We start from the raw sequence: 25,380 nt of genomic DNA on the forward strand, positions 1-25,380 counted from the left end.
TTTCTTAATTCTTACATATAATATCTTCAGCTTTTTACGTTTATGCCTTAATATTACTATGCTCCCCCTTCCATTGAATAAGAAATTGCTTATATTCATTGGTATTAATTATCCCAATTTTATAAGCATAATAATTTAGTTCTTTCCATTCTATAGAAAACATCCTCGTTATACTACTTTTGTTTGTATTTTGCTTATCGTGAATTCTAAAATAACTTAACGTATCCGATAAGTAAATAAATCTCCCTTTGGATAATAGTTGAAGCCATGCTGCTATATCTACAAGCGCACAAAACTGCTTACCCCAGAGCCTCCCAAATTTCTTGATATGCTCCTTTTTAAACAATACTGTCGTGGGTTCCCCAATAAAATTACCACGACTAAAAATAGTTCTTGCAACTTCCCTCCCACTTATTGGTCTATTAACATATTTTATTCTTTTAGTTGCATTTATATCTCTAAGTACTTTATCATTTTTATCAATAATACCTCTATGAGATGTAACAAGCGATATATTTTTATAGCTTTGAATACACTCTACCATTTTCATTATTTTATTTTCATGAAACTTATCATCATCATTTAAAAAATTAATATATTTTCCCTTTGAAAGTTTATAACATCTATTCATATTATTTAATCCGAATTTTCCAAGCGGACCATTATTAAAATAATATCTTATATTCTTATACCTTTTCATATACTTACTTACAACTTGTTTACTCTCATAATTTGTACTATCATCACATATTACAATTTCAATATTTTTATAACTTTGCATAACTGCACTCATTAAAGATTTATTTAAAAACTTTGGTCTATTAAAAGTAGGTATAAGTATACTTACTTTGGGTTCATCCTTCACTTCACACCACCCTTTTATATTCGCTAAAAAATACTTACATTCTCTTTCCCCACTTTTTTTCAAATTTTATTTTATTAGTTCTAATTAATTTCCCATATCCATAGTTTCCGAAAGATACACATCCATAATGATGGATAAAGGTATCTCTGCAAATAAAAAGCCTATATCCTTTTCTACTTATTCTAAGACAATAATCGTCATCTTCAAAATTTCCTGGTGTAAATCTTTCATCAAACAATCCCACTTTCTCCATTACAACTCTTTTTATAAGTATACAAAATCCAACTAATTTATCTGTTTTAATCCACTTTCTACTGTTTGATATATTATATTTTTTCGAAAACTCATGCATTTCAACTAATGAATTATATTTTACATTTATTTGTTGTATACCTGAACACCTATTGGTAACTGGACCTACTGCTCCTATTTCACTGTTACTATACAAACATTTTTTTAAATTTGAAAGCCAATTCTCTGCTACTACAACATCATTATTTAAGAAAAGCATTTCACTACCAGATGCAGCTTTAATTCCAAGATTACAACCTTTAGGGAATCCCAAATTAGTACTATTATATATTTTTTTTATATCCTTTTGTCTGCTTAACCAATTCTTTGTTTCATCCTTAGAATTATTATCAACAACAATTATTTCGTAAGCCGATCTTTTTGTGTACTTTCTTATACTTTCTATACACTTTTTAGAATATAAAAAATTATTATATGTGAGTATTATTATACTTGTTTTCACTTTGGTATCCCCCTAAAAATTTGTGTAAATGTTGAAAATACTGCATTAATATATTCAAGACTTTATAAGTTCATTATATATAACCTTTTTTACTATTTTAAAATTATTATCATATTTAAATCCTAAAAATTTATTATATTTATCTATAAGCTTTAAAGTCATTAAAATTTTACTTCTTTCACTTTTACCTGACCATTTTCCCTTTGAATGTACCCTATAAACTGAACATATTTGAGGAAGATATGCTATTGGTCCTTTTTCTGATATTGCTATATTAAACATCCAATCATACACAACCATATCGTAAAGACTTTCCTTAAGCTTATTTACACATACTTTTCTATACATACATGCTGAAAAATTACCTATTACATTACCTAACGTGAGTTTTTTGGTTGTTATAGTTTCATAAGAAAAACTGTTATTCCAAGCTTGAGTTTGTTTTGTATTATAAATCGTATTATATACAACAAATCTATTGAAGACAGCAGAATATCCTGTATGTCTATCTAAAAAATCGCTTTCCAGCTGAAGTTTTCTTTTACTTATCCAATAATCATCTCCCTCAAGAATTGCTATATACTCACCTGTACATTTTTTAAAACCTTCTTTATAATTTTTAGTTATCCCTAAGTTATTAATATTAGAAAATACTTTTATTTGATCTGGATACTTCTCTCTATACTTATTAGCTATATTTAAAGTACCATCTTTAGATGAGTCATCCATTACTATAATTTCATATTTAAATGTAGTTTTTTGAAGCAGTGCACTTTTAATTGCTTTTTCTATAAACCTAGATTGATTATATGTTATAATTAAGACACTTACTTTAATCTTTATATCACTATTCACACTTATCACCCTAATTTTATAACCTTATTTATTGTATCTATTATTTTAATCTGCTCAGCACTTTTTAAAGAATCATACAGTGGTAAACACAAAATTCTTTTACTTATATCTTCTGCTATACACATTCTACTTGTTTCTACATAATCCAGATTAGCTAGGCATGGATAAAAATATCTCCTAGGCTTTACCCCTTCGTTTAATAGAGCTTTTAGAACCTTTTTAAGTAATTTTTCGCTTTCAAATACAATAGGCATATAGCTATAATTTAATGTACTATTTCTATTATGCAGTTGAAATTTAACATTACCTTTTATATAATTAACGTAATTTTCATATACTCTTTTTCTACTCTTAATTATCTCATCTATATCATCTAAAACGCATAATCCCATAGCAGCTTCAAATTCGTTCATTTTTGCGTTTATTCCTATGCCTTTTATAATTTCTTCACTCTTTATTCCAAAATTTCTAGCAAGAACTGCTCTTTCGTATAATTTATCATCATTTATTGCAAGAGCTCCACCTTCTATTGTATGAAATACTTTGGTTGCATGAAAACTTAATATTGATACATCTCCATAAGACAATATACTCTTATCCTTATATTTAATACCAAAGGCATGAGCTGCATCATAAATCACTTTTAGATGTTTTCTTTTCGCTAATTTATATATGCTATCAATATCACAACTATTTCCAAAAACATGTACTGGTACTATAGCAGAGGTTCTTTCTGTAATGTTTTTTTCAATTAAATTTATATCTATATTAAAACTATCTTTATCTATATCAACAAATATAGGGATAAGCCCTTCCCATAATAAACTGCTTGTTGTTGCAACAAATGAAAATGGCGTTGTTATTATTTCTTCTTTTATATTTAAAATTTTATATGCAATTTGAAGTGCTAAGGTTCCACTTTGAACAAGAACAATATTTTTTACTCCCAAATACTTCTGAAGTCTTTTTTCTAATCTTGTTACCATCTCACCATTGTTCGTTACAATACCCGTGTTAAATATTTTTTTTATATAATCAGCATATTTATCAAATGGAGGAAGGTAAGTTTTAGTTACATTTATCATATTATCCTCCTTAAATAATTTAGATTAAATTGTTACAATTGAAATATAATTCTTAAAGCTTCCTATATTTTTCGTTACTTTCATTAAATCTTCAGCGCTTATTTTCCATGTATGATCACCTGTACTCTTGTGTTTAAAATATATATAATTAAATCTATTGCCTGAATATATTTTAATCCCATTTTTAAAACAGTCTTCTACAAACATTGCATCCTCTGCTAGACTAACATTTCTAAATTTCACCTTGCTAAAAACATTTTTTTTAATAAGTAATGTAGACCCTGCTATATTAGGTATATATTTTTCATTTCCTTCAGGATACATTAATTGAAGTTTATTATATCCTTCATAATATACAAAAAAAGATGCCTTTCCAACAACACTAGCCTTAGAATAAATAAGTGATATAATTTCATCTAAGATATAGTTCTCTCCGTAATAATCATCATCGTCCATCTTCAATATATAATTATATTTAGAAATTTTCACTCCATAATTCAAACATTCCCCAAGAGTAATCTTTTCTGATTTTTTAACTATTTTCACATCAGAAAATAATTTTGCCTTCTTTTTATACTCATTAATACTTAAATTCATTTTGTTTAATATTATTATCATTTCTTTTTTGTTATAACTCAATCTAGAATAATTATCAAATATGTTTTCAAGGTACTTTATCTTATTTGTACAGACTATTATAGATACTCCAGGTTTATAAACTTTTTCATAATTAATTCTATTTTTTATAATTATCTTTTTTTCCCTATCTATATTAAATTTCATAGTACCTCTTCTACTTTATTACTTACTTAATTATTATATGTACATTGAAAACTACAGGTTACATATAATAATTTCAATTAAAATAAGAGATTTCACTAAAAAGTGAAATCTCTTATACATTAGAATTCAATTCTTCTATAGGTTTTTTTTGTACCATTTCTTTCTATTTTATATAATCCCTTTACTGCTATACTATTACTTTTTATTTCATTTATTACTGCTTCCTTAATTTCATCGGTAAACTTCACACTATGTGTACATGAAGTTGATATTGAGCATGGTGTTTGTATTATCTTAGTCTTAATTTTCTTATCATTTAATTTACCATAAATATACACAGCATGATTTTGAGATTTAAAAACTACCAAGTATTCATTTTGTAGATCTTTTGTTTTCATTCTCCTCACCTCTTAATTAGAGGAGTTTTCGAATCCAAACCCACTCTTTTATTTTACGGGCGCTGTCTATACTCCCTACTACATTAATATGCCTTTGATCCATTAATGTATATAGATTTTTTACATTTGCTTTATTAAAATACTTTATCAATGTGTAATATACACTTTTAGTATATTCTACTTTACCCAGTTTGCTTCTATCAAAATATAATTTAGCTGAAGCATTGCTATCTTTTATAGATATTTGAGCATAAAATCTTCCTTTTTCTGTTGTAAATCTATATAGTCTGTTCATTGCATTTTGTATTTGAAATCTGTCAGGACACATTTTAAAAATAGGTACATATTTACTACCCACACTATGCCTTGACACTTTTTCATATTCACCTAAATTATAATTTCTTTTATCTGTTTTTATTCTTAAATAATAATTTTTATACACTTCATTGTATCCAAGATTTTTAAAGCTATTAATTGCTTCACTACTTATTACTCTATCAATTCTATGTGCTCCAAACTTTTCAGCCACACTTTCTATTTTCTTTTCTATCATAGGATATATTTTTCTGTAATCTCCACTGGATATTCTTATATAATGTACAAATACATACTTAGCTCCACTTTCAGCTAAATTCTCAAAACTAATTACTCCTGATGCAACAACTTTATCGCTATCATAAATTTTTAGTATTACTGTATTTTCACTTAATATTATGTTTATAAGATTTGAACTTATATTATCAATACTTTTTAAATACCTCTCTTTTTTATCAACATCTTCTAAAACCTCAGTTTGAAGTAATCCTTTTTCTTTATTTCTCTCTATACTAATTGTTGAAGTTTCTTTTTTAAAAAGAGTATTTTGATTTTCTTTAATAAATTCATTTAATTTTTTTCCTAAATCATAGTATTCTGATTTTCCTTCTTCCACAAATTTTTTGTAAAATTTCAATGCCTTAAATATAGTCTCTTGATATTTCAATCCATTTTTTTCAGAATAATCTTTTACCCACTTTTCAAGATCATCCATAACGTCACCTCTTAAAACTTTCTTATATCTTTCCTTTATTTATTTCAATTAAAGCCTCAATTAACTTGTCAATATCTTCTATTGTATTAAAATATCCTGGACTTACTCTTACGGTGCCCTTATTCTTTGTACCAATAATTTCATGAACTAGTGGTGCACAATGGTACCCATTCCTGACACAAATGCCTTTTACGTTTAAAATAGCTGCTACATCCGAACTGTCAATTCCATCTATATTAAAAGAAACCACAGCTCCTCTATTATTTAGTTCTGGTCCATAAAGTTTAACATAATCTTTATTTTTTAAGTTTGATATAAGATATCTAGTTAGTTCCATTTCATGTTTTGCAATGTTTCTTATTCCAATACTATTTATAAAATTTATTCCCGCATTCATTCCTACAATACCTGGAGTATTTAATGTACCACTTTCAAATCTATCTGGTAAGAATTCAGGCTGCTCAACAGAAAATGAATTACTCCCAGTTCCTCCACTTTTAAATTCCGTAAGCTTTATCCCCTCTCTTATATAAAGTGCACCTGTGCCTTGAGGTCCAAAAAGTCCTTTATGCCCCGCAAAAGCCAACATATCTATATTACTTTTTTCAACATCGATATTTAAAACCCCTGCACTTTGCGCTGCATCTACCATAAAACTTATTCCATTTTTATGTGCTATCTCTCCTATTTCATCTATATTTTGTATTGTTCCTGTAACATTAGATACATGATTTATTACAATTAATTTTGTATTATCTTTAATCATTCCTTCGATAGTTTGAGGATTTACAAAGCCATATTGATCAGCCTTTACAATACTTACCTCGATCCCCCTTTTCTTCAAATAACTTATAGGTCTTAATACAGAATTATGTTCCATATATGTGGTTATTACATGATCTCTTCTTTTTAAAAAGCCTTTTATACCTATATTTAAAGCTTCCGTCGCACTAGATGTAAATATAACATTAAACAAATCTGAAATATTAAATAGTTTAGCTATTGCTTCTCTGGTCTCTGTAACCTTATGAGCCGCCTTTATAGCCATATCATAAGATCCTCTTCCTGGATTAGCTGCATAGTTCTTCATACAATCCATAACATCATCATAAACATTCTTTGGCTTAGGAAAAGTTGTTGCTGAATTATCAAGATATATCATAAATTAAATCTCCTAAAATAATTACTTATAATATTTTATGATAGCTTATGTAATTATATTATAATAAAGTAAAAATCCCATTCATTACTGAACGGGATTTTATTTAACATTCTTTGATTTTGGATTATTATTTAATACCTCAACAACTTCTTTTTTGGCCTTAGCTAAACTAATTTGATTTTCTAGAAACTTATTTTCAAGATCTATTATTTTATATTTTAAAGTATGTATATTAAACCTTAATGCCTTATTTTCTTTTTTATATTTTTCTTCACTATCAATGTGACTTTTACTTTCATCTTTTATCTTAATATTTTCAAGCTTAAGAACATTTATTTGTTCTACTAAATGAGATACTTCTTCGCTTGAAACATTATTTTTTGCTTCTTCTATGTTCTTTAAAAGTTCTTCATTCCTACTATTTACATTTTCCATTTCAGATTCGAGTTTTCTTTGAATCTCTTCAAGTGCTGCAATTTTCTTTTCCATAAGTTCCATGCTATCAGCTAATCTTTCATTTTCATTGCTAAGCTTGAACATATCATCTGTAACATTAAGCGCTGTTAATATCGCCGCATCCGATGTACTTAATCTTTCATTATTACCTAAAATATTTTTAATTTTTTTATCCACATAATTTCCAACAGTTCTAAGGTATTCTTCTTTTTCTTCACCTTTTAAATTATATTCCATTCCGTTTATTGTTATGGTAATTATATTCATATAAACACCCTCTTAGTTTTATATGTACATTGTCTATTTGTTTTTTATATGATATTTGACCAATATACTTTAAATATATTTTAACACATATGGGGTTTCCAACTCAACCTCAAAGTTAAACATATATAACAATTATATATTATACTTTTGTAAAAAGATATTTTAACTTTCTATTGGAAACCCCATATAAGGACTGGAAACTATATTTTCTTATCTAAGTTCTGCTCCCAAAAGATGTTCAAGGGTTTTTACAATTTTATTTTGAATTTTTTCTACATCCTTATCTGTTAAAGTCTTATTTTCATCTCTATAAGTAAGTGCATAGGATACACTTTTTTTGCCTTCAGGAACTTGTTTTCCTTTATATACATCAAATAGCTTGAAGCTCTCTAGTATACTTCCGCCTTGCCTTTTTATGATATTTTCGATCTCTTGAACAAGTATATCTTCATCGACTAAAATTGAAGTATCTCTTGTTACAGCAGGGAATTTAGGTAACGGCTTATATTTCTTCTTTAATACTACATTTTCTACTAGTAAATCTAAATCTATCTCTGCTATATAGCATCTCTCATCAATACTATAATTTTCGCTTACATTAGGGTGAATTTCTCCAAGAGTACCCAAAACAACATTTTTAATTTTTATAACTGCTGTTTTTCCAGGATGGAAAGTAGGATTTTCACTTTCACGAGCATAAGAAATTTTATTTATCCCTAATATCTCCACTAAGTTCTCTACAACACCTTTTAAATCGAAATAATCAGCTTCACCGTACATACCAATTGTTACTACATTCTTTTCTTTAGGAATCTCATCTTCATTTTTAGATGGTACGTATACTTTTCCAACTTCAAATAACCTTGATATCTCATTATTGTGCGAATAATTTCTAGCAAGAGATTCCATCATAGAATGAATAGTTGTAGTTCGCATAACGCTAAAATCTTCACCTAAAGGATTTCTTATTTTTACAACGTTTCTAAGTTCACTATCTTCTGGAATTAGTATTTTGTCAAATACCTTTGGACTTATGAATGAATAATTTATAGATTCATTAAGACCACTAGAAATCAATATATCTGTGATAAAATCCTTTATCTGCTGAATTTTACTTTTACCAGTTCTTACACTTTGAGCTTTTACTATAGTTGAAGGAACATTATTGTAACCATAAATACGAGCAATTTCCTCAGCTACATCTTCTTTTATATTTATATCACATCTAAAGGTTGGTGAAAAAACCTTTAATTTATCTTCCTCTATTTCTGTTGTTAATTCCAATCTATCAAGATATTCTTTCATTTCTTCCTTAGGTATATTAATTCCAAGGAAATTATTTACCCAATTATAATCAACCTCAACTATATTAGGTTCATTCTTAACAGGATATATATCAATTACACCTTCTACGATTTCTCCAGCTTTTAACTCCTGAATCAATGTACATGCTCTATTAAGTGCTGTCTCAGCAAGATTTGGATCTAAATCTTTTTCATATCTTCCTGATGCCTCTGTTCTAAGACCTAATTTTTGAGAAGATATTCTTATATTAGTTCCATCGAAATTAGCTGATTCAAATATTATTTCATGTGTATCTTCTGTAACCTCAGAATTGAGTCCACCCATTATTCCTGCTATAGCACAATTCTCCGCTCCATCTTTTATCATTAATACATTTGAATCTAAGTTTCTTTCCTCTGAATCAAGAGTAACAAATTTTTCTCCGTCTTTTGCTCTTTCTATAACAATTTTATTTGAGGTTATCATTTTTTTATCAAAAGCATGCATTGGTTGACCGAGCTCTAGCATAACAAAATTTGTTATATCGACTATGTTATTTATTGGTCTTACACCAGCAAGCATCAATCTCTCTTGCATCCATGCAGGTGAATCCTCTATTTTCACATTCTTGATTACTCTTGCCATATATCTTCTACATAATTCGTCTTTAACCTCAACACTTATTTCATCATTAACGTTTGTTCCTTTTGTTTCTAAAAAATCTATTTTAACATTTCTGTACTTTGTATTAATTGTGGCAGCTGTTTCTCTAGCTATTCCAATTACACTTAAACAATCCGGTCTATTTGAAGTTATTTCAAAATCTATAACAGGATTATCCAATCCTAAAACTTCTTTAATATCCTTTCCGATAGGTGCATCCTTATCCAATATCATAAGACCGTGAACATGCTCTTCATCGGCAATTCCAAGTTCTTCTTTTGAACACATCATACCATTAGATGGTACTCCTCTAAGCTTACCTTTTTTAATTTTTACGCCTCCTGGAAGTGTTGATCCATGAAGTGCAACTGGAACAATATCATTTTCCTTCATATTTTGTGCACCAGTTACAATTTGAACTGGTTCTTCTTTTCCAACCTCTACACTACATATAACAAGTTTTTCTGCGTCAGGATGAGGTTCTATTTTTAATATTTTGCCTGTAACCACATTTGTTATTTCATCCCCACTTGTTATTACTTCTTCAACCTTAGAGCCTGAAAGAGTTAATGCATCTCCAAGTTCCTTAGCATTTATATCAAAATCAACATAATCTTTTAACCATTTAACAGGTACTTTCATTTTTATCCTCCTAACAAAATACTAGAATTGTTTTAAAAATCTCATATCACTTTCGTATAGCTGTCTTATATCATCTATTCCATAGTTAAGCATAACTATTCTATCAAGACCCATACCAAAAGCAAATCCACTATATACTTCTGGATCTATACCGCAGCTTCTTAAAACATTAGGATGCACCATGCCACAACCCCAAAGCTCTATCCAGCCTTCTCCCTTACATACCTTGCAACCTTCTCCTCCACACGCAAAACATGTTACGTCAGACTCTGCTGATGGCTCTGTGAAAGGGAAATGATGAGGTCTAAATTTCATCTTAACATCTTCTCCAAACATTTTTTTAGCAAAAGTCTCAAGAGTTCCTTTTAAATCTGCAAAGGTTATCCCTTTATCTACAACAAGACCTTCTACTTGATAAAATATAGGTGAATGCGTTGCATCAACAGCATCTGATCTATACACTTTACCAGGCGAGATCATTTTTATAGGTGGTTTTTGGTCTAGCATTGTTCTAACTTGAACTGGAGATGTTTGAGTTCTAAGTACTACATTATCATTTATGTAAAAAGTATCTTGTTCTCCTCTAGCCGGATGATTTTTAGGTATGTTAAGCATCTCAAAATTGTACTTATCATACTCTACTTCTGGTCCTTCTTCAATTACAAAGCCCATATCTCTAAATATGTTCTCAACTTTCTCTAACGTTAAGAAGGTTGGGTGTCTATGACCGACTGTTTGTTTTTTTCCTGGCATAGAAATATCTATAATTTCACTTTGAAGTCTATTACTCTTCTCTTCATTTTTTATCTTTTCACTTGCCTCAACAATAAGATTTTCAAGCTTAGCTCTAACCTCATTTGCAAGCTTTCCTATTATAGGCCTTTCTTCCTTTGTCAAGCCTCCCATACCTCTTAGTATTTGAGTAAGTTCTCCTTTTTTACCAAGATACTTTACTCTTATGTCTTCAATATTTTTCTTGTCTACTGCACTTTTTAATTCGTTTAATGCTTTTTCTTTTATGGCCTCAAGCTTCTCTTTCATTGAATTATAAGCTCCTTTCTTTTATATAAAAATAAAAACCGCCCCTATAAAAAGGGACGGATAATCTCCGCGGTACCACCCAAATTGGATAACCCACTCAATATTTTAACGATATTTAACCGCCATTTGCTAATTTGTACAAAGCTACATTTCACAAATGGAACTCCAGAGTGAACTTCAATACAACTAGACTTAAAAAGGCTTTCAGCTAATAACCTTTTCTCTCTTAAAATCCTATTATATTTACTCTCTCTTTCAATGCTTCTATTATTAAGATTGATTCCTATTATATCACATAAAAATCTTTTTTCAATAGTTTATGGAAATTTGTACTAGCTTTTTTTTATTATAGCAAGTACTTTCTCTTTACATAAATTATATCCATACACCGATGTAATAATAAAAATACCAATATTATTATATAGATACCTAGACCTTCCCTCAAAGAAAAGCAAGAAAATAAACACACCCAAAATAGTTATTCGCAAAATAGATAGTTCTTCTTTATCCTTATACTTTTCTTTTAAAAATAATGGAAATACAATAAAAAATATTAGAACAATCCATGCTCCCTCTAGGAAATGTGCAAAGTATATATATTTATCTGAATTAGGATACATAACGTTTTGAATATTTTTACTAATTCTATCCTTATGCACTAACTTAGATTCCTTGTAATCACCCTCACCATAAGCATAAAATGTTCCATCTCCAAAAATCCAGCTTGCTTTATTGGATAAAAACTTTAAATATTCTTTAAAACCAAACTCTCTAAGACGTTTTTTTATTTCAGGAATATTTTGCTTTATTCTATTTTCCTTAGTTTGACTCTTATTATTTAATCTTGCATCCGCAGCATCCACTGCACCATACAGTGCTCCTCTATCTTTTATATACTGCTTTTGCATACCTATCATAAGAAAGTAAGTTGGTGGTGTACTGTGTTCATATACATATTTTAATTTATGATTTAGTATCCCTGAATTATCCAAACTATAATTAAATACATTTAGGCTAAAGATTAATCCTAATAGCATAAGAGCACACTTTAATGCAAATTTTTTAGGATGTTTTATATTTGTTATTATTAGCACCATAATAATTGCTATCATTACAAATAGACTTGTTGGCTTCATCTTATAAGCAAACATAGCTACAATACCTATTAATATATACACCGGTAGCTTAACTTTATTTCTTTTGATTTCTTTTGACTTCAAATACAAATATAATATAAGCAGCGGATAAATCATTCCTAATATATCCGTATACGGAGTAGTAACCCAACAAGACAATATTACAAAAATAAACGAAAAGAATAGAGATGTAATTGCACCTTCAATACCAATTACCTTTTCACAAATTAAATATATTAAAAGTACTGATATATTCATTACAACAACATTTAATATTGATGCTGCATACAAAGAATGTACTACACCAAAAACCTTCAAAAATTTAAAGTATAAAATCAAAACACTAAGTAAACCTAAATTATTAGGATATAATACATAGTACTGTGAATTGACAATTTTACCTTTGTCCATAAAGGCGATAACATCACTAAACACCACACCAGAATCCCAATTAGGAGAAGTGGTCTGGAGTCCATAAGCAATAATTAATTGTGTTATTGAAAAAGTAGCTATAACTAAAGCTAACATAATATACATTTTATCTCTGTGTTTGATAAAATACTCACAAATATTTTTAATTATGCCTGTCATGGAAAAAAGTAAAAAGAGAATAAAGATTGAAAAAAGAAAAGCCAAATCTATATTATAATGTATAATATCAACTCTATTAAGAATGATAATATTTAAAAATACCCAAAATAAGCAGGCCAAAGTAATCTTATGTATAATAATTATTATTGGATTTTCTCCAATTAATAAGTTTTTGCTTACTTGTATCTTAAAAAAGCAAAAAAATAATGAAAATCCTCGTAATGCTAGAAAGTAAATTAAAATTAATACTAAATTTACAACAAAGATTTTCAAACTGTATCCTCTTTGCCTATTATTAAAAAATATAAAATAATTAGTAATAATAGAGAATACTAAGCTTAAAAAAAAGTAAATAATACTCTTTTTTCTAATTGGCAAACAATATTTAATTTTTTTCATTAATACCCCCGAAGAAATTTATACATGATGTTTTCTAACATATTCAAACATCATAACAGCGGCAGCTATACCAGCATTAAGAGATTCTACATCTCCTGGCATAGGAATTTTAGCTTTAATATCGCTGATATTTATAACCTCATCACTCAATCCATTTCCTTCATTACCGACTGCAATAATAATTTTTTCATTTAACTCTACATTGTAAAAATTATTATTTGTATTAGGAGTACTTGCTATAAGCTTAAATCCATTTTCTTTTAATCTTGCTATTTGTGATAGTTTTTCATCTTCAAATATTACAGGCAATTTAAAAATTGATCCCATGGTAGCTCTAAGAGTCTTATTATTATATATATCCACAGTACCTTTAGTTATTATAATTCCTAAGGCTCCTGCGGCATTTGCAGTTCTTATTATAGTGCCCATATTTCCAGGATCCTGAATTTTATCTACAAGCATATAGAATCCTTTTGTAATCTTACTTAAAACTTTACTGTACTTCACAACCGCAGCTATTCCTTGAGGTGTTTCCGTACTACAAATTTGATTTAAAATACTTTCTGAAACTTTTATAACTTCCACGTTTTTCTTTATATCTTCACCTATATCATTTAAAATAAACTTATCATAGCTTTTTTCAGAAACAAACAAATATTCTACGTCAAAATCAGATTCTAAAGCTTCTTTAACGAATCTTAATCCCTCCACAATAAATTTTTTGTTCAAATCTCTATACTTTTTTTCTTTTAATCTTTTAACTTCTTTTATAATAGAGTTTCCCTTACTTGTTATTGTTGTATTCAATTCGTTCATTCCTTTTTTATTATATAATACAATTGCAGCCATATATGATTTTATGTAAGCAAATCCAATATATGCATATTTATATATGCATATATTGAAAGAATTCATATAGACTGCAATTTAATAATTACTATGCGTTAATTTGTTTTTTAGCTACTTCAACTAATTCAGAAAATGCTTTAGGATCATTTATAGCGATTTCTGAAAGCATCTTTCTATTCATATCAATTCCTGCTAATTTTATTCCATTGATAAATTTAGAATATGAAAGACCATTTATTCTTGATGCAGCATTTATTCTTGCTATCCAAAGTTTTCTAAAATCTCTTTTTCTTAATCTTCTTCCAACATAAGCATTTCTAAGTGCTCTTATTACTGATTCATTTGCTGTTTTAAATAACTTACTTTTTCCACCATAATAACCTTTAGCAAGTTTTAAAACCTTTCTATGATTTTTACGTGCATTTACTGCTCTTTTTACTCTAGCCATACTAAATTAACCTCCTTAAACCTTTCCTATTATAGGTATGGTAACAATGTTTTCATTGTTTTTTCTTGTGTCTCTGAAACGTATCCACCTTTTCTAAGGTTTCTTTTAGTCTTTGTACTCTTCTTAGTAAGTATATGGCTTCTAAAAGCTTTACCTCTTTTTAACTTTCCAGTTCCAGTAGCTTTAAATCTTTTAGCAGCTGATTTCTTTGTTTTCATTTTTGGCATGTGTACTTCCTCCTATACTATTGAGCTTTTTTAGGTGCCAATATCATTATCATATTTTTACCCTCTAATTTCGCTGTCTTTTCAACAACGGCAACATCATTTATTTTCTCAACAAAATTGTCAAGTATCTTTCTACCTTTAAATGCGTAGTCTGCTTGCCTTCCCCTAAATCTTACTGTAACCTTAACTTTATCTCCGGCTGTTAAAAATTTACGTGCATTATTTGATTTAATTTGTATATCATGTTCTTCTATAGATGCACTTAATCTTACTTCTTTGATATTTACAATCTTTTGATTTTTCTTATTTTCTTTTTCTTTCTTAGTTTGCTCATAGACAAACTTACCAAAGTCCATTATCCTACAAACCGGTGGAACAGCATTAGGTGACATAACAACCAAATCAAGTTCCTTTTCTTCTGCTAGTCTAAGTGCCTCGCTTGTAGCAATAACTCCAAGCTGAGAACCATCATCACCTATTACTCTGACTTCTTTTTGCCTTATTTCCCCATTTACAATAAAATTTTTATTCTTACTTATGATTTTCACCTCCGAAAACTTAATGAATATACATATATTTATAATAAAAAAAGACGGTTATTCACCGTCTCAAATATACATAGCAAAATAAGCTGCATATCTTAAACCTTACTAGCTTCGTGGCTGTAAGGTGAGAAACGGTAGGTTTCTACTTCCAATACCTTGTAAATTATAGCACCACTTAGTGTTCTTGTCAAGAACTAAAGTGAATTTATTTTCTGCTTAACTTCAGCATTTATTCTAAATATGAAGTCCTCAACATTCATTGAGCCTAAATCTCCTTCTTTTCTGCTTCTTACAGAAATCACGCCCTCTTTTATTTCCTTATCTCCTATTACTATCATATAAGGAATCTTTTTAAGCTGAGCTTCCCTTATCTTATATCCTATTTTTTCATTTCTAACATCTTTTTCAACTCTTATTCCTGCATCTCTTAATTTTTGGCTTATAACATCAACATATTCTACTTGACTATCTGTTATGTTCATAACTTTAACTTGCACCGGTGCAAGCCAAGTTGGAAAAGCACCTGCATAATGCTCTATTAAAATTCCTATAAATCTTTCTATACTTCCAAAAACAACTCTATGAACCATAACTGGTCTATGTTTTTCTCCATCTGCACCAACATAGTTAATATCAAATCTTTCAGGCATTTGAAAATCAAGTTGTATTGTTCCACACTGCCATGTTCTGCCTATACAATCCTTAAGATGAAAATCTATTTTAGGTCCGTAGAAGGCTCCATCACCTTCATTAACTATATACTTTAAATTTGCAGCATTAAGTGCATTTATAAGTCCATTTGTAGCTGCTTCCCAATCTTCGTCACTTCCCATGGAATCTTCTGGTCTTGTAGATAATTCAACATAATAGTCAAATCCGAATACTTTATAAAACGAATCTATAAGTTTTATTACTTTTAGTATTTCTTCAGTTATTTGATCTTTAGTCATAAATATATGTGCATCATCTTGGTTAAAACATCTTACTCTCATAAGTCCATGAAGAGCTCCAGATTTTTCATGTCTGTGAACAAGTCCTATCTCCCCAAGCTTTATAGGAAGTTCTCTATAAGAATGTATGTTATCTTTATATACCAAAATTGATCCTGGACAGTTCATAGGTTTTATAGCATAATCCTGCTCATCAATTTTAGTAAAATACATATTTTCTTTATAGTGATCCCAATGTCCTGATTGATGCCATAATTGTTCATTTAATATTACTGGTGTACTTATTTCATCATATCCTGCTTTATTATGAACCTGTCTCCAATAATTTAATAAAATATTTTTTATTACCATTCCCTTTGGGTGAAAAAATGGAAATCCTGGTCCTTCTTCATGCATAGTAAATAGATCGAGTTCTTTTCCAATTTTTCTATGATCTCTCTTCTTAGCTTCTTCAAGCATATGGATATACTCCTCAAGATCTGCTTTTTTTGTAAATGCAGTTCCATATATTCTTTGAAGCATTTTATTCTTTTCATTTCCTCTCCAATATGCACCTGCAACTGACATAAGTTTTACAACTTTTACCTTAGCAGTAGATTCAACATGGGGTCCTGCACATAAATCAACGAAGTCCCCTTGTTTGTAAAATGAAATTACTGCATCTTCTGGTAGATCTTTTATAAGTTCTACCTTGTAAGGCTCTTTTTTTTCTTCCATATATTCTATAGCTTTTTCCCTTGGAAGTTCAAATTTTTCAAGCTTCAAGTTTTCTTTTATTATTTTATCCATTTCCTTCTCTATTTTAGGAAACATTTCTTCTGTAAATGAGAAATCTGCATCAATATCATAATAAAATCCTTCATCTATTGCAGGTCCTATAGCTAATTTTGCTTCAGGATAAAGTCTTTTAATTGCTTGTGCTAATATATGTGAAGCTGTATGCCTTAATGTCCATTTTCCATCCTCATCATCAAATGTAAGTATTTCAAGAGTACAATCTTTATCAATATTAGTCATTAATTCTGCTCTTTCTCCATTGATTTTAGCGGAAATTGCTTTCTTATAAAGTCCTGGACTTATTGATTTTGCAATATCACCTGGAGTTGTTGTACTGTTAAACTCCATAACTTTTCCATCTTTAAGTGTTACTTTAATCATATTAATTCCTCCTACAAAAATTATTTATCAAAAAAATAAAACTCCTCCCATACAAAGGGACGAGTTACCGTGCTTCCACCCAAATTAAAAGAAGTTATATTATCTTCTTTTCACTCAAATCAATAACGCAGATATACGGAGATGCTTACTAAACAGTTCAGCACTCAGCTCAAAGGTGGTTTTCAATAATACACATTTAAGAAACTTTCAGCTAAAATTTCTCTCTCTTTAAAATAGTAATTACTTACTCTTCCTTTTCAAAGCCTTTATTTAACTTAAATTATATTCCAATAAAATTCATAAGTCAATATATAAAAATTTTAACTTTATATTATTTAAGTTCTTCCCATAGTAATTTCACTACAAAATATCACTTTATTTTCAAAAACATTCTCTATAGTATTTAAAATTTCTTTATTTTGAAATTTATCAGCATCATAAATAATTATTTTTTGAGGACATGCTGTTATAAGCCCACTTATAAGTATATCATCTTCATTTATTCCTTTTTTAGATTTAGCCCCTGAAAATTCATTCATAACCTTATCTGTTATATCTTCTCCCTTGACATCTGTAAGTTTATATTCACCAGTTTCTAATACATAAATATTTACAATTTCAATTTTACTTTCTTGCATATCCACAAAATATTTCAATAACTTTACAAATTCATCATATTCTTTTTCAATCATATACCTTTCTATAACTTTGTCTATTATTATTTTTAAATTTGCTTCTATAAATTTCATTCTAAACCTAACAAAACCAGTTATATTTACTTCATCATATTCCTCAAGACATTCATTTATCTTTTCCAAAATTTTATTCTTCTTATTTATATAAAATATCTCTTCATCATTTATATTATTATCTTTTAAAATCTCACCAACACACACTTCCCGTATCTCACTCATTTCATCTATATCTAAAAAGAAATAAGACTCTTCTAATATATCGTTAAGACTCATCATACAAAAATCTATAGCCATTATATCATATAGTACTTTAGCAAAATACCTATTAAATTTGATTTTAACACTATGATCATATTCGTAATTGTTACACATAACTTTTATAAAATGAGTGTCTTCTTCCATACTTTCACATATTCCAATATTTATATTGTCTTTGTGTAAACTTTCCTTTATTTCTTCAATACTACTTATAACATAATTAATCTTATCCTTAACAACTATAGTTTTAATAAGCATTTTACCAATCCTTTCTAATTGGATACAATACAAATGCAAATTTATCTTAATGACATAAATCCAATCCTATTTAGTATGTATCTAAAATTTTAACTATATGCATTTATTTTAATAAAAATATATAATATACATGTAAGGAAACAGTTGAATTTTTAATTTTTAATATAAAAAATTAATTTCAATATATTTTACCTTATAGAAATTAAAATTGTGAGGTGTTTTTTTGAAAGCTGTTATTGTGGACAATAGAATAAGCGAACTAGAAAAATATAATTTAAAAAAGTTAGATTTAAATATAATTTTAACTCCTATATGTAAAGATATTTCCTCTCCTATTTCTGGTCACCCTGATGAAGTTATTTGTAAAGTATCCGATAAACTCATGATTATATATAAAAGTTCTACTTCTGAATTTATTGCTTCTATTAAAAATTTGGGCATAAACATAATAAAATCATCTAATACTTTAGGAAATGAATATCCTAATGATGTAGCTTTAAATGGTGTAGTTCTTAAGGATTTTTTTATACATAATATTAAGTATACAGATCCATCCCTTTATAATAACATTCTAGATAAAACTATTATAAATGTTAAACAGGGTTATACTAAATGTTCAACTGCAGTAATAAACGACTATGCCTTAATGACAAGCGATATAGGAATTGCAAATTCCGCCTCAAAATTCAATTTAGACGTACTACTCCTACCTCCCGGCGATATTGTTCTTCCCGGCTTTGAATATGGTTTTATAGGTGGCAGCTGTGGTTTAATTAATAAAAACACATTAGCTTTTTACGGAAACTTAGAAAAATATAAATTTAAAAATAAAGTTTTAAATTTTTTAAATAAACATAATATAAAGCCTATATACCTTAGTGATAGTAAGCTTATTGATCGAGGAAGTATTATCACTATCTAGAAATAAGTTTAAAAAAGGCTATCTCAATTAAAATTGAGATAGCCCCTTTAACCTTATTCTAGTTTTTAACTATTTAAGACTGCTTTCATATTCTTGGATCATTTTTTTAACCATTTGTCCGCCTACAGATCCATTCTCTCTTGAAGTAAGATCTCCGTTGTAGCCTTCTTTTAAGTTTACTCCTACTTCTTTAGCAGCTTCCATCTTAAACTTATCTAATGCTCCTCTTGCTTCTGGTACTAATGTTTGGTTATTTCTTCTTGACATAATGTGTTACCTCCTTTTTAATTGACTCGTATTGAATTTACACTATAAGTTTGTGCTTTTTTAAGATATTTAATCTATTAAATTAAATGAAATATGTCCAATACTTGTATAGTAGCTTACCTTTTTAGTTTTTAGTAATTTTATATAAGAATATACAAATACTTCATTATAAATATTGATAAAGCTTGTTATGTTTGTTATAATACTTGTATAATTATATTTAGGAGGTAACATAATGGAAAGCGAAAATGAACAAAATTTAAAAGTAGGTGCAGGAATAATAACAATATCAATTCTTCATTTTATAGGTGCATTCTTTACCTTTATTGGATATGTATTTATGTATGCATATAAAGATAAAATAATGAATATTCTAGCTCAAAGTGGTCAGTCAACAGCAATGCCTAGCACATCTTCTATAGCTATAAATTTAATTTTAGAAATAATTCTTGTTGTAGGTCTTATTCTAATACTTAATAAAAAAAATTTAGGAGCATACCTATATTTTTTATCTGAAATTGTATTTATTATTTACTATATTATAACTTCAGGTTTTTCATTAAGTTTACTATTATACTTTATTCTTCCAATTATTATGGCTATATTTATATATAAGAAGAAAAATGTGTTTTGGCCTAATTCAAAATCTAATGCATAATAATTACAATATTTCATAAAATTTAATATTGTATAACTAATCTTAATACTATATAATAAAAATCCTTTATAATATTAATTTTTAACTTTAAATTATGAAGGATTTTTTTCTTTTTTGTAGAATAAATATACTTGGTTTTGTCTAAAATTATTTGCTGACTTAAAACGACATAATTAATTATTTAGGGGGAGATTAAAACGAAAAAAATTTTTAGTTTTACATTTATTGTCGGTTTGTTTTGTATTTTCTTAGGATTTAATACAAACATTTTTGCCGACACTACAACTACAGTTCCTGATGTTACATATCAATCACAGATTCAGAACATAGGGTGGCAGGATGTTAAGAGTTCAGGTGATACCTCAGGGACAATTGGACAAAGCCTACGAGTAGAGACATTTAGAATCAATCTTATTAATGCCCCAGCTGGAGCAAAAATCAAATATAGTGCTCATGTTCAAAACATCGGTTGGATGGATTTTGTTTATAGTCCTAATATGGCTGGAACAGTTAATCAAAGTCTAAGACTTGAAGCTTTTAAAATTTCATTAGAAAACATGCCTGGATATTCCGTTGAATATAAAGCTCATGTTCAAAACATCGGTTGGCAGGACTGGGTTAAGGACGGTGCAGTTGCCGGAACTACTGGTCAAGATTTAAGAGTTGAAGCTATACAAATAAAGCTTGTGAAGTTATCAAACGTTAGCTCTGTATCTCTTAATAAATCTAATGATACTTTAACCGCAGGAAATACTGATACGCTAAAGGCAGCTGTAAATCCAACAGATGCATATGTAACATCTACAAATTGGACATCTTCAAACACTTCTGTTGCCACAGTAGATAATACTGGAAAAGTAACCGCAGTAAATGCTGGAACTGCTACTATAACTACTACAGTTAACGGAAGTGTAACCGCTTCATGTAACGTTACAGTTACAAGTCCAGTTAATGTTACAAGCGTAAGCCTAAACAAAACCACTGATTCTCTAAATGTAGGAGCTTCAGATACTTTAACAGCAAATATATTACCTGACACTGCAAGTAAAAAAGATGTTTCTTGGACATCTTCTAATACTTCAATAGCAACAGTAGACACTACTGGGAAAATAACTGGTATAAGTGCTGGAACTGCCACTATAACTGCCACTACAGCTGATGGAAATAAAACAGCAACTTGTAATGTAACAGTTAAAAGCACTCAAGCTGATGGAATATCCGTTTCTTATCAAGCTAATGTTAAAGGTCAAGGTTGGCAAAACCCTGTAAGCGATTCTGAAATTGCTGGTACTATAGATAAAGCGTTACCAACAAACGGTTTTAAAATCCAATTGCTTAATGCTCCATCAGGAGCTAGGATAAAGTATCAGACTCAAGTTCAATACTTAGGCTGGCAGCCTCTTGTATATGATGGAACTGAATCTGGGTCTGGTGGACAAGATTTAAATGTTGAAGCAATAAAAATTTATCTTGAAAACATGCCTGGCTACACTGTGGAATACCAAGCTCAAGTTCAAAATATTGGTTGGCAAAATTGGGTTAGTAATGGTGCTATTGCCGGTACTGTTGGTCCAGGTCTAAGACTTGAGGCTTTAAGAATTAGAATTGTAAAGGATATTCACGTTCAATACCAAGCACATATTGAAAATATAGGTTGGAAAGATGCTGTTACAGATGGAACTATAGTGAGTACAAATGCAAAACCTCTTGCATTTCAAGCATTAAAGGTAAATCTTGAAAATGCACCTGCTGGTGCTAAGGTTCAATGTACAGCACATGTTCAAAATATAGGTTGGATGAATCCTGTTTATGATGGTGATGTTGTTGGTACTACAGGACAATCACTTAGACTAGAAGCATTAAAACTTAAACTTATTAATGCTCCTGGATACAGAATAAAATACCAAGTAGATGTACAAGGTATTGGATGGATGAACTGGGTTAGTGATGATCAGATTGCCGGTACTGTTGGTTTAAATCTTAGAATACAAGGAATACGAATAAAAGTATATGCTGATGATGGAGTTCAAACTGTTCCATCTGTTCAGCCTTCTTCTACAAGTTTAAACACAATAAACTACAAGGCTTCTGAATACTTACGTTATTCTTCTAATATACAAAGTACGAACCAAACTGCTATACAATTGCATGGAGGAATTAACGAGAATAACTGTGTTTACTTCTCAAGTACAGCTCTTAGAGCCGTAGGATATAGTGTTCCTCTTTCAATGTGTAATACAGGTCAGTACACTAACTTCTTACTTTCAAAAGGATGGACAAAACAAACAAACAAAGATTTGTTAACTCCTGGAAGTGTATGCTTCACTGTAAATGATGGTCTAGATTATCCAACTCATACTTATATGTTTTTAGATTGGGTTAATCCTGATGATCACACTATGGCATACATTGCTGATAATCAAGGAAATGATGTTCATATAAGGAGCTTACTTGATGCTCCTGGTGTAGACGCTTTTGCGTACTTCCTTCATCAGTAATAATTAAAAAACTGCTCCAAAAATTTGGAGCAGTTTTATTTTATATAAAAATTGTATTTTATTCAAAAGAAAAAAACTCTTGAAAATTATTATTTTCAAGAGTTTTTTTGGAGGCGCCACCCAGATTTGAACTGGGGATAAAGGTTTTGCAGACCTCTGCCTTACCACTTGGCTATAGCGCCATATGGAGCGGAAGACGAGATTCGAACTCGCGACGTTCACCTTGGCAAGGTGACGCTCTACCACTGAGCCACTCCCGCATTACAACTAACATGGTGGCCAGACCAGGAATCGAACCAGGGACACGAGGATTTTCAGTCCTCTGCTCTACCGACTGAGCTATCTGGCCAAAATGGCGACTTGGAAGGGGATCGAACCCTCGACCTCTGGCGTGACAGGCCAGCACTCTAACCAGCTGAGCTACCAAGCCATAAACCATGTTAGACATATAAGTGGTGGGCACTACAGGGCTCGAACCTGTGACCCTCTGCTTGTAAGGCAGATGCTCTCCCAGCTGAGCTAAGCGCCCACACATACGTCTTAATCAAGACAAGGAAAATTATACAACAAAACAAACTATATGTCAATACTTTATTTGTTATTTTCCAGCTTTTCTATTAAACTTCCAATCTCCTTGTTAGAGAATATATATTTTTTATTACAAAAATTACACACTATTTCTTCTTGTTTTCCTTCATCATATATCTCTTTCAAATCCTTCATTCCAATACTTATAAGTGCTTTTTCGACTCTATCTCTTGAACAATCACATCTATATTTAGGGACTATACCCTCATCAAGTATTTTTAAATCCATATCTTCAAAAATAAATTCTAATATATCTTCTATTGACATACCTTTTACTATAAGATCAGTTATTGAAGGTATTTCTTCTAATCTATATGTTATAAGATCAGCTACTAAATCGTCTGCTCCTGGCATCATCTGTATTATAAAACCGCCTGATGCTTTTATCGATAAATCCTTATCTACAAGAACACCAAGTCCAACTGCAGATGGCGTTTGCTCAGAATTAACATAATAGTAGGCAATATCATCACCTATCTCACCAGTATATATAGGAACTTGACCTACATATGGTTCTTTTAATCCCATATCCCTTATTACAAGCAAACTACCATTCTTTCCGATAATACCTCCAACATCCAGCTTACCTTTGCTATTAACAGGTAAATCAGCATTAGGATTTGCTATATATCCTTTTACATGTGCATCACTATATGATGTTACTGTAACACTTTTAGCTATTCCCCCGCCATTTATTTTAAGCGTGATACTATCCTTATCTGATTTAAGTTGAGCACCCATAAGAGCTCCTGCTGTAAGCATCCTACCAAGTGCAGCCGCCGCTGTAGGTGCACATTTATGAGTTTTGACCCCCTCATTAACCATATCTGTTGTTATAGCTGCAATTATTCTAACATCTCCATTTTTAGCAGTTGCTTTCACTAATTTATCCATAATTACCTTTTACCTCCTAGAAACTACATATGTTATTCTTTCTGTCTTTTCATTAATTTCTTTGTCACTGTAACAATCAATCCTATTTACTACATTAAGTTGTCCTTCTTTAAGATAGTAATCTATAGCTTCATTTCTATATGCTTTTTCTTCATGTTCTTCATTGAATCTTCTGTACATACTACCATCCTTAACAAAAAAGCTTATATACATTGACACTATATCATCCTCAAAGCTATTCTCCCAGTAATAAAATACATCATCATCATCATAACTAAAATCATTATTACCTAGAACCTCTGAAAGCTTATAATATGAATTTACATCAAATATAAAAATTCCATTCTCTTTTAGAAGATTGCCTACAGATTTAAAGTATCTTTTTAATGCCCTTTCATCTATTATATAATTTGTAGAGTCAAGGCAACAAGTTATAAGATCAAACTTTTTATTAATATCTAATTCTGATATATCTTGGCATATAAAATTTGCCTTTAAACCTTTTTTTCTAAATTTATTGTCGGCTTCCGAAAGCATTTCTTCAGAAAGATCAACTGCCCAGGTATTTTTAAACTTGGGGCATAAATTTTCCGTAAGATTCCCTGTTCCACATGCCAAATCAAGATAATCATCAAATTCAATATTATTTTCTATACATTTACTTACTATAAACTCACTCCAATTTTTATAATCAACATCAACTCTTATAAGCTTATCATAAATATGTGCAAACTTATTATAACAATCCATTTAT

Annotated in this window: 24 protein-coding genes, 5 tRNA genes and 3 other annotated features; of the genes, 3 read left to right on the forward strand and 26 right to left on the reverse strand. The window is 29.5% G+C overall.

The annotated features are described in order from the left end of the window. Positions 1-40: 40 nt before the first annotated feature. The 18 genes from CLFE_RS14790 to ytxC form a co-directional block, all read right to left on the reverse strand. Positions 41-928: a glycosyltransferase family 2 protein gene (locus tag CLFE_RS14790; protein ID WP_250944641.1), complete on the reverse strand. Its 888-nt coding sequence runs from the start codon at positions 926-928 to the stop codon at positions 41-43. Next, the gene (locus CLFE_RS14795) at positions 900-1,619 is read right to left on the reverse strand and encodes a glycosyltransferase family 2 protein (RefSeq protein ID WP_077892824.1); all 720 of its coding nucleotides are present in this window, start codon (positions 1,617-1,619) and stop codon (positions 900-902) included. The genes CLFE_RS14790 and CLFE_RS14795 overlap by 29 nt, the downstream gene beginning before the upstream one ends. 54 nt (positions 1,620-1,673) lie before the next feature. Then, positions 1,674-2,474, reverse strand: a complete 801-nt coding sequence (locus CLFE_RS14800) for a glycosyltransferase family 2 protein (RefSeq protein ID WP_077892823.1) — start codon at positions 2,472-2,474, stop codon at positions 1,674-1,676. Between the two features lie 5 nt (positions 2,475-2,479). Then, the gene (locus CLFE_RS14805; RefSeq protein ID WP_077892822.1) at positions 2,480-3,559 is read right to left on the reverse strand and encodes a DegT/DnrJ/EryC1/StrS family aminotransferase; all 1,080 of its coding nucleotides are present in this window, start codon (positions 3,557-3,559) and stop codon (positions 2,480-2,482) included. 24 nt (positions 3,560-3,583) lie between these two features. Further along, on the reverse strand, positions 3,584-4,342 hold the full coding sequence (locus CLFE_RS14810; protein ID WP_077892821.1) for a glycosyltransferase family 2 protein: 759 nt from the start codon (positions 4,340-4,342) through the stop codon (positions 3,584-3,586). A 119-nt stretch (positions 4,343-4,461) separates the two neighbouring features. After that, entirely contained in the window at positions 4,462-4,740 is a 279-nt protein-coding gene (locus CLFE_RS14815) for a putative Se/S carrier protein (RefSeq protein ID WP_077833909.1), read from the reverse strand. A 16-nt stretch (positions 4,741-4,756) separates the two neighbouring features. Continuing rightward, the gene (locus tag CLFE_RS14820) at positions 4,757-5,770 is read right to left on the reverse strand and encodes a hypothetical protein (RefSeq protein WP_077892820.1); all 1,014 of its coding nucleotides are present in this window, start codon (positions 5,768-5,770) and stop codon (positions 4,757-4,759) included. A gap of 22 nt (positions 5,771-5,792) precedes the next feature. After that, positions 5,793-6,932 carry a cysteine desulfurase family protein gene (locus CLFE_RS14825; RefSeq protein ID WP_077833911.1) on the reverse strand — a complete coding sequence of 380 codons (1,140 nt, stop codon included), beginning with the start codon at positions 6,930-6,932 and terminating at the stop codon, positions 5,793-5,795. A 99-nt stretch (positions 6,933-7,031) separates the two neighbouring features. Further along, positions 7,032-7,655: a cell division protein ZapA gene (locus CLFE_RS14830; protein WP_077835831.1), complete on the reverse strand. Its 624-nt coding sequence runs from the start codon at positions 7,653-7,655 to the stop codon at positions 7,032-7,034. Positions 7,656-7,865: 210 nt separating this feature from the next. Then, positions 7,866-10,244, reverse strand: coding sequence for a phenylalanine--tRNA ligase subunit beta (gene pheT, locus CLFE_RS14835; RefSeq protein WP_077892819.1), 2,379 nt, complete (start codon positions 10,242-10,244; stop codon positions 7,866-7,868). A gap of 21 nt (positions 10,245-10,265) precedes the next feature. Continuing rightward, complete coding sequence (gene pheS / locus CLFE_RS14840) at positions 10,266-11,285, reverse strand: phenylalanine--tRNA ligase subunit alpha (protein WP_077835829.1); 1,020 nt, start codon at positions 11,283-11,285, stop codon at positions 10,266-10,268. Between the two features lie 49 nt (positions 11,286-11,334). Next, positions 11,335-11,553, reverse strand: a binding site (T-box leader). Between the two features lie 64 nt (positions 11,554-11,617). Beyond that, on the reverse strand, positions 11,618-13,411 hold the full coding sequence (locus CLFE_RS14845) for a glycosyltransferase family protein (protein ID WP_077892818.1): 1,794 nt from the start codon (positions 13,409-13,411) through the stop codon (positions 11,618-11,620). Positions 13,412-13,429: 18 nt separating this feature from the next. Beyond that, positions 13,430-14,227, reverse strand: a complete 798-nt coding sequence (locus tag CLFE_RS14850) for a TrmH family RNA methyltransferase (protein ID WP_176091665.1) — start codon at positions 14,225-14,227, stop codon at positions 13,430-13,432. Positions 14,228-14,348: 121 nt separating this feature from the next. Then, a complete protein-coding gene (rplT, locus tag CLFE_RS14855; RefSeq protein WP_077835827.1) occupies positions 14,349-14,708 on the reverse strand; it encodes a 50S ribosomal protein L20 in 360 nt (119 codons plus the stop codon). A 29-nt stretch (positions 14,709-14,737) separates the two neighbouring features. After that, complete coding sequence (gene rpmI / locus CLFE_RS14860; RefSeq protein ID WP_077835826.1) at positions 14,738-14,935, reverse strand: 50S ribosomal protein L35; 198 nt, start codon at positions 14,933-14,935, stop codon at positions 14,738-14,740. Between the two features lie 17 nt (positions 14,936-14,952). Then, positions 14,953-15,483, reverse strand: coding sequence for a translation initiation factor IF-3 (infC, locus tag CLFE_RS14865; protein WP_077835825.1), 531 nt, complete (start codon positions 15,481-15,483; stop codon positions 14,953-14,955). Positions 15,484-15,513: 30 nt separating this feature from the next. After that, positions 15,514-15,634, reverse strand: a sequence feature (ribosomal protein L20 leader region). Between the two features lie 40 nt (positions 15,635-15,674). Beyond that, positions 15,675-17,588, reverse strand: a complete 1,914-nt coding sequence (thrS, locus tag CLFE_RS14870) for a threonine--tRNA ligase (protein ID WP_077835824.1) — start codon at positions 17,586-17,588, stop codon at positions 15,675-15,677. A gap of 52 nt (positions 17,589-17,640) precedes the next feature. Continuing rightward, positions 17,641-17,858 (reverse strand) — a binding site (T-box leader). A gap of 65 nt (positions 17,859-17,923) precedes the next feature. Continuing rightward, on the reverse strand, positions 17,924-18,799 hold the full coding sequence (ytxC, locus tag CLFE_RS14875) for a putative sporulation protein YtxC (protein WP_077892817.1): 876 nt from the start codon (positions 18,797-18,799) through the stop codon (positions 17,924-17,926). A 223-nt stretch (positions 18,800-19,022) separates the two neighbouring features. Here ytxC and CLFE_RS14880 point away from each other — a divergent pair, with 223 nt between their 5' ends. Further along, positions 19,023-19,721, forward strand: a complete 699-nt coding sequence (locus CLFE_RS14880) for a DUF6873 family GME fold protein (RefSeq protein ID WP_077892816.1) — start codon at positions 19,023-19,025, stop codon at positions 19,719-19,721. Positions 19,722-19,790: 69 nt separating this feature from the next. Here the strand turns inward: CLFE_RS14880 and CLFE_RS14885 are convergent, their stop codons facing one another. Beyond that, positions 19,791-19,988: an alpha/beta-type small acid-soluble spore protein gene (locus tag CLFE_RS14885; protein ID WP_077836194.1), complete on the reverse strand. Its 198-nt coding sequence runs from the start codon at positions 19,986-19,988 to the stop codon at positions 19,791-19,793. A 235-nt stretch (positions 19,989-20,223) separates the two neighbouring features. On the opposite strand from CLFE_RS14885, the gene CLFE_RS14890 reads away from it, so the two are divergent. Both CLFE_RS14890 and CLFE_RS14895 read left to right on the forward strand, forming a co-directional pair. Then, complete coding sequence (locus CLFE_RS14890) at positions 20,224-20,646, forward strand: hypothetical protein (RefSeq protein ID WP_077836195.1); 423 nt, start codon at positions 20,224-20,226, stop codon at positions 20,644-20,646. 233 nt (positions 20,647-20,879) lie between these two features. Then, entirely contained in the window at positions 20,880-23,144 is a 2,265-nt protein-coding gene (locus CLFE_RS14895; protein WP_242951574.1) for an Ig-like domain-containing protein, read from the forward strand. 108 nt (positions 23,145-23,252) lie between these two features. Here the strand turns inward: CLFE_RS14895 and CLFE_RS14900 are convergent. From CLFE_RS14900 to CLFE_RS14930, 7 genes are all read right to left on the reverse strand, one after another. Then, a tRNA-Cys gene (locus CLFE_RS14900) sits at positions 23,253-23,326 on the reverse strand. 3 nt (positions 23,327-23,329) lie between these two features. Further along, positions 23,330-23,404: transfer RNA gene (locus tag CLFE_RS14905), tRNA-Gly, on the reverse strand. A gap of 13 nt (positions 23,405-23,417) precedes the next feature. Beyond that, a tRNA-Phe gene (locus CLFE_RS14910) sits at positions 23,418-23,493 on the reverse strand. 4 nt (positions 23,494-23,497) lie between these two features. Further along, a tRNA-Asp gene (locus CLFE_RS14915) sits at positions 23,498-23,574 on the reverse strand. Between the two features lie 23 nt (positions 23,575-23,597). Then, positions 23,598-23,673, reverse strand: a tRNA-Val gene (locus tag CLFE_RS14920). Positions 23,674-23,735: 62 nt separating this feature from the next. Further along, positions 23,736-24,629 (reverse strand): Hsp33 family molecular chaperone HslO, encoded by an 894-nt coding sequence (hslO, locus tag CLFE_RS14925; RefSeq protein WP_077834736.1) that lies wholly within the window; start codon positions 24,627-24,629, stop codon positions 23,736-23,738. Positions 24,630-24,635: 6 nt separating this feature from the next. Beyond that, positions 24,636-25,376, reverse strand: coding sequence for a class I SAM-dependent DNA methyltransferase (locus tag CLFE_RS14930; RefSeq protein WP_077892815.1), 741 nt, complete (start codon positions 25,374-25,376; stop codon positions 24,636-24,638). Positions 25,377-25,380 lie beyond the last annotated feature (4 nt).

Origin of the sequence: Clostridium felsineum DSM 794, assembly GCF_002006355.2 — a bacterium.
GTDB lineage: Bacteria > Bacillota > Clostridia > Clostridiales > Clostridiaceae > Clostridium_S > Clostridium_S felsineum.

Bases quoted from the DNA above. Each gene is read 5' to 3' on its own strand.
- CLFE_RS14825 (WP_077833911.1), bottom strand. From the start codon at position 6,932: ATGATATATCTTGATAATTCAGCAACAACTTTTCCTAAGCCAAAGAAT.
- CLFE_RS14890 (WP_077836195.1), top strand. From the start codon at position 20,224: ATGGAAAGCGAAAATGAACAAAATTTAAAAGTAGGTGCAGGAATAATA.
- rpmI (WP_077835826.1), bottom strand. From the start codon at position 14,935: ATGCCAAAAATGAAAACAAAGAAATCAGCTGCTAAAAGATTTAAAGCT.
- pheT (WP_077892819.1), bottom strand. From the start codon at position 10,244: ATGAAAGTACCTGTTAAATGGTTAAAAGATTATGTTGATTTTGATATA.
- rplT (WP_077835827.1), bottom strand. From the start codon at position 14,708: ATGGCTAGAGTAAAAAGAGCAGTAAATGCACGTAAAAATCATAGAAAG.
- CLFE_RS14805 (WP_077892822.1), bottom strand. From the start codon at position 3,559: ATGATAAATGTAACTAAAACTTACCTTCCTCCATTTGATAAATATGCT.
- ytxC (WP_077892817.1), bottom strand. From the start codon at position 18,799: ATGCTTATTAAAACTATAGTTGTTAAGGATAAGATTAATTATGTTATA.
- thrS (WP_077835824.1), bottom strand. From the start codon at position 17,588: ATGATTAAAGTAACACTTAAAGATGGAAAAGTTATGGAGTTTAACAGT.
- CLFE_RS14830 (WP_077835831.1), bottom strand. From the start codon at position 7,655: ATGAATATAATTACCATAACAATAAACGGAATGGAATATAATTTAAAA.
- CLFE_RS14820 (WP_077892820.1), bottom strand. From the start codon at position 5,770: ATGGATGATCTTGAAAAGTGGGTAAAAGATTATTCTGAAAAAAATGGA.
- CLFE_RS14815 (WP_077833909.1), bottom strand. From the start codon at position 4,740: ATGAAAACAAAAGATCTACAAAATGAATACTTGGTAGTTTTTAAATCT.
- CLFE_RS14850 (WP_176091665.1), bottom strand. From the start codon at position 14,227: ATGAACGAATTGAATACAACAATAACAAGTAAGGGAAACTCTATTATA.
- CLFE_RS14845 (WP_077892818.1), bottom strand. From the start codon at position 13,411: ATGAAAAAAATTAAATATTGTTTGCCAATTAGAAAAAAGAGTATTATT.
- pheS (WP_077835829.1), bottom strand. From the start codon at position 11,285: ATGAAAGAGAAGCTTGAGGCCATAAAAGAAAAAGCATTAAACGAATTA.
- CLFE_RS14885 (WP_077836194.1), bottom strand. From the start codon at position 19,988: ATGTCAAGAAGAAATAACCAAACATTAGTACCAGAAGCAAGAGGAGCA.
- CLFE_RS14810 (WP_077892821.1), bottom strand. From the start codon at position 4,342: ATGAAATTTAATATAGATAGGGAAAAAAAGATAATTATAAAAAATAGA.
- CLFE_RS14930 (WP_077892815.1), bottom strand. From the start codon at position 25,376: ATGGATTGTTATAATAAGTTTGCACATATTTATGATAAGCTTATAAGA.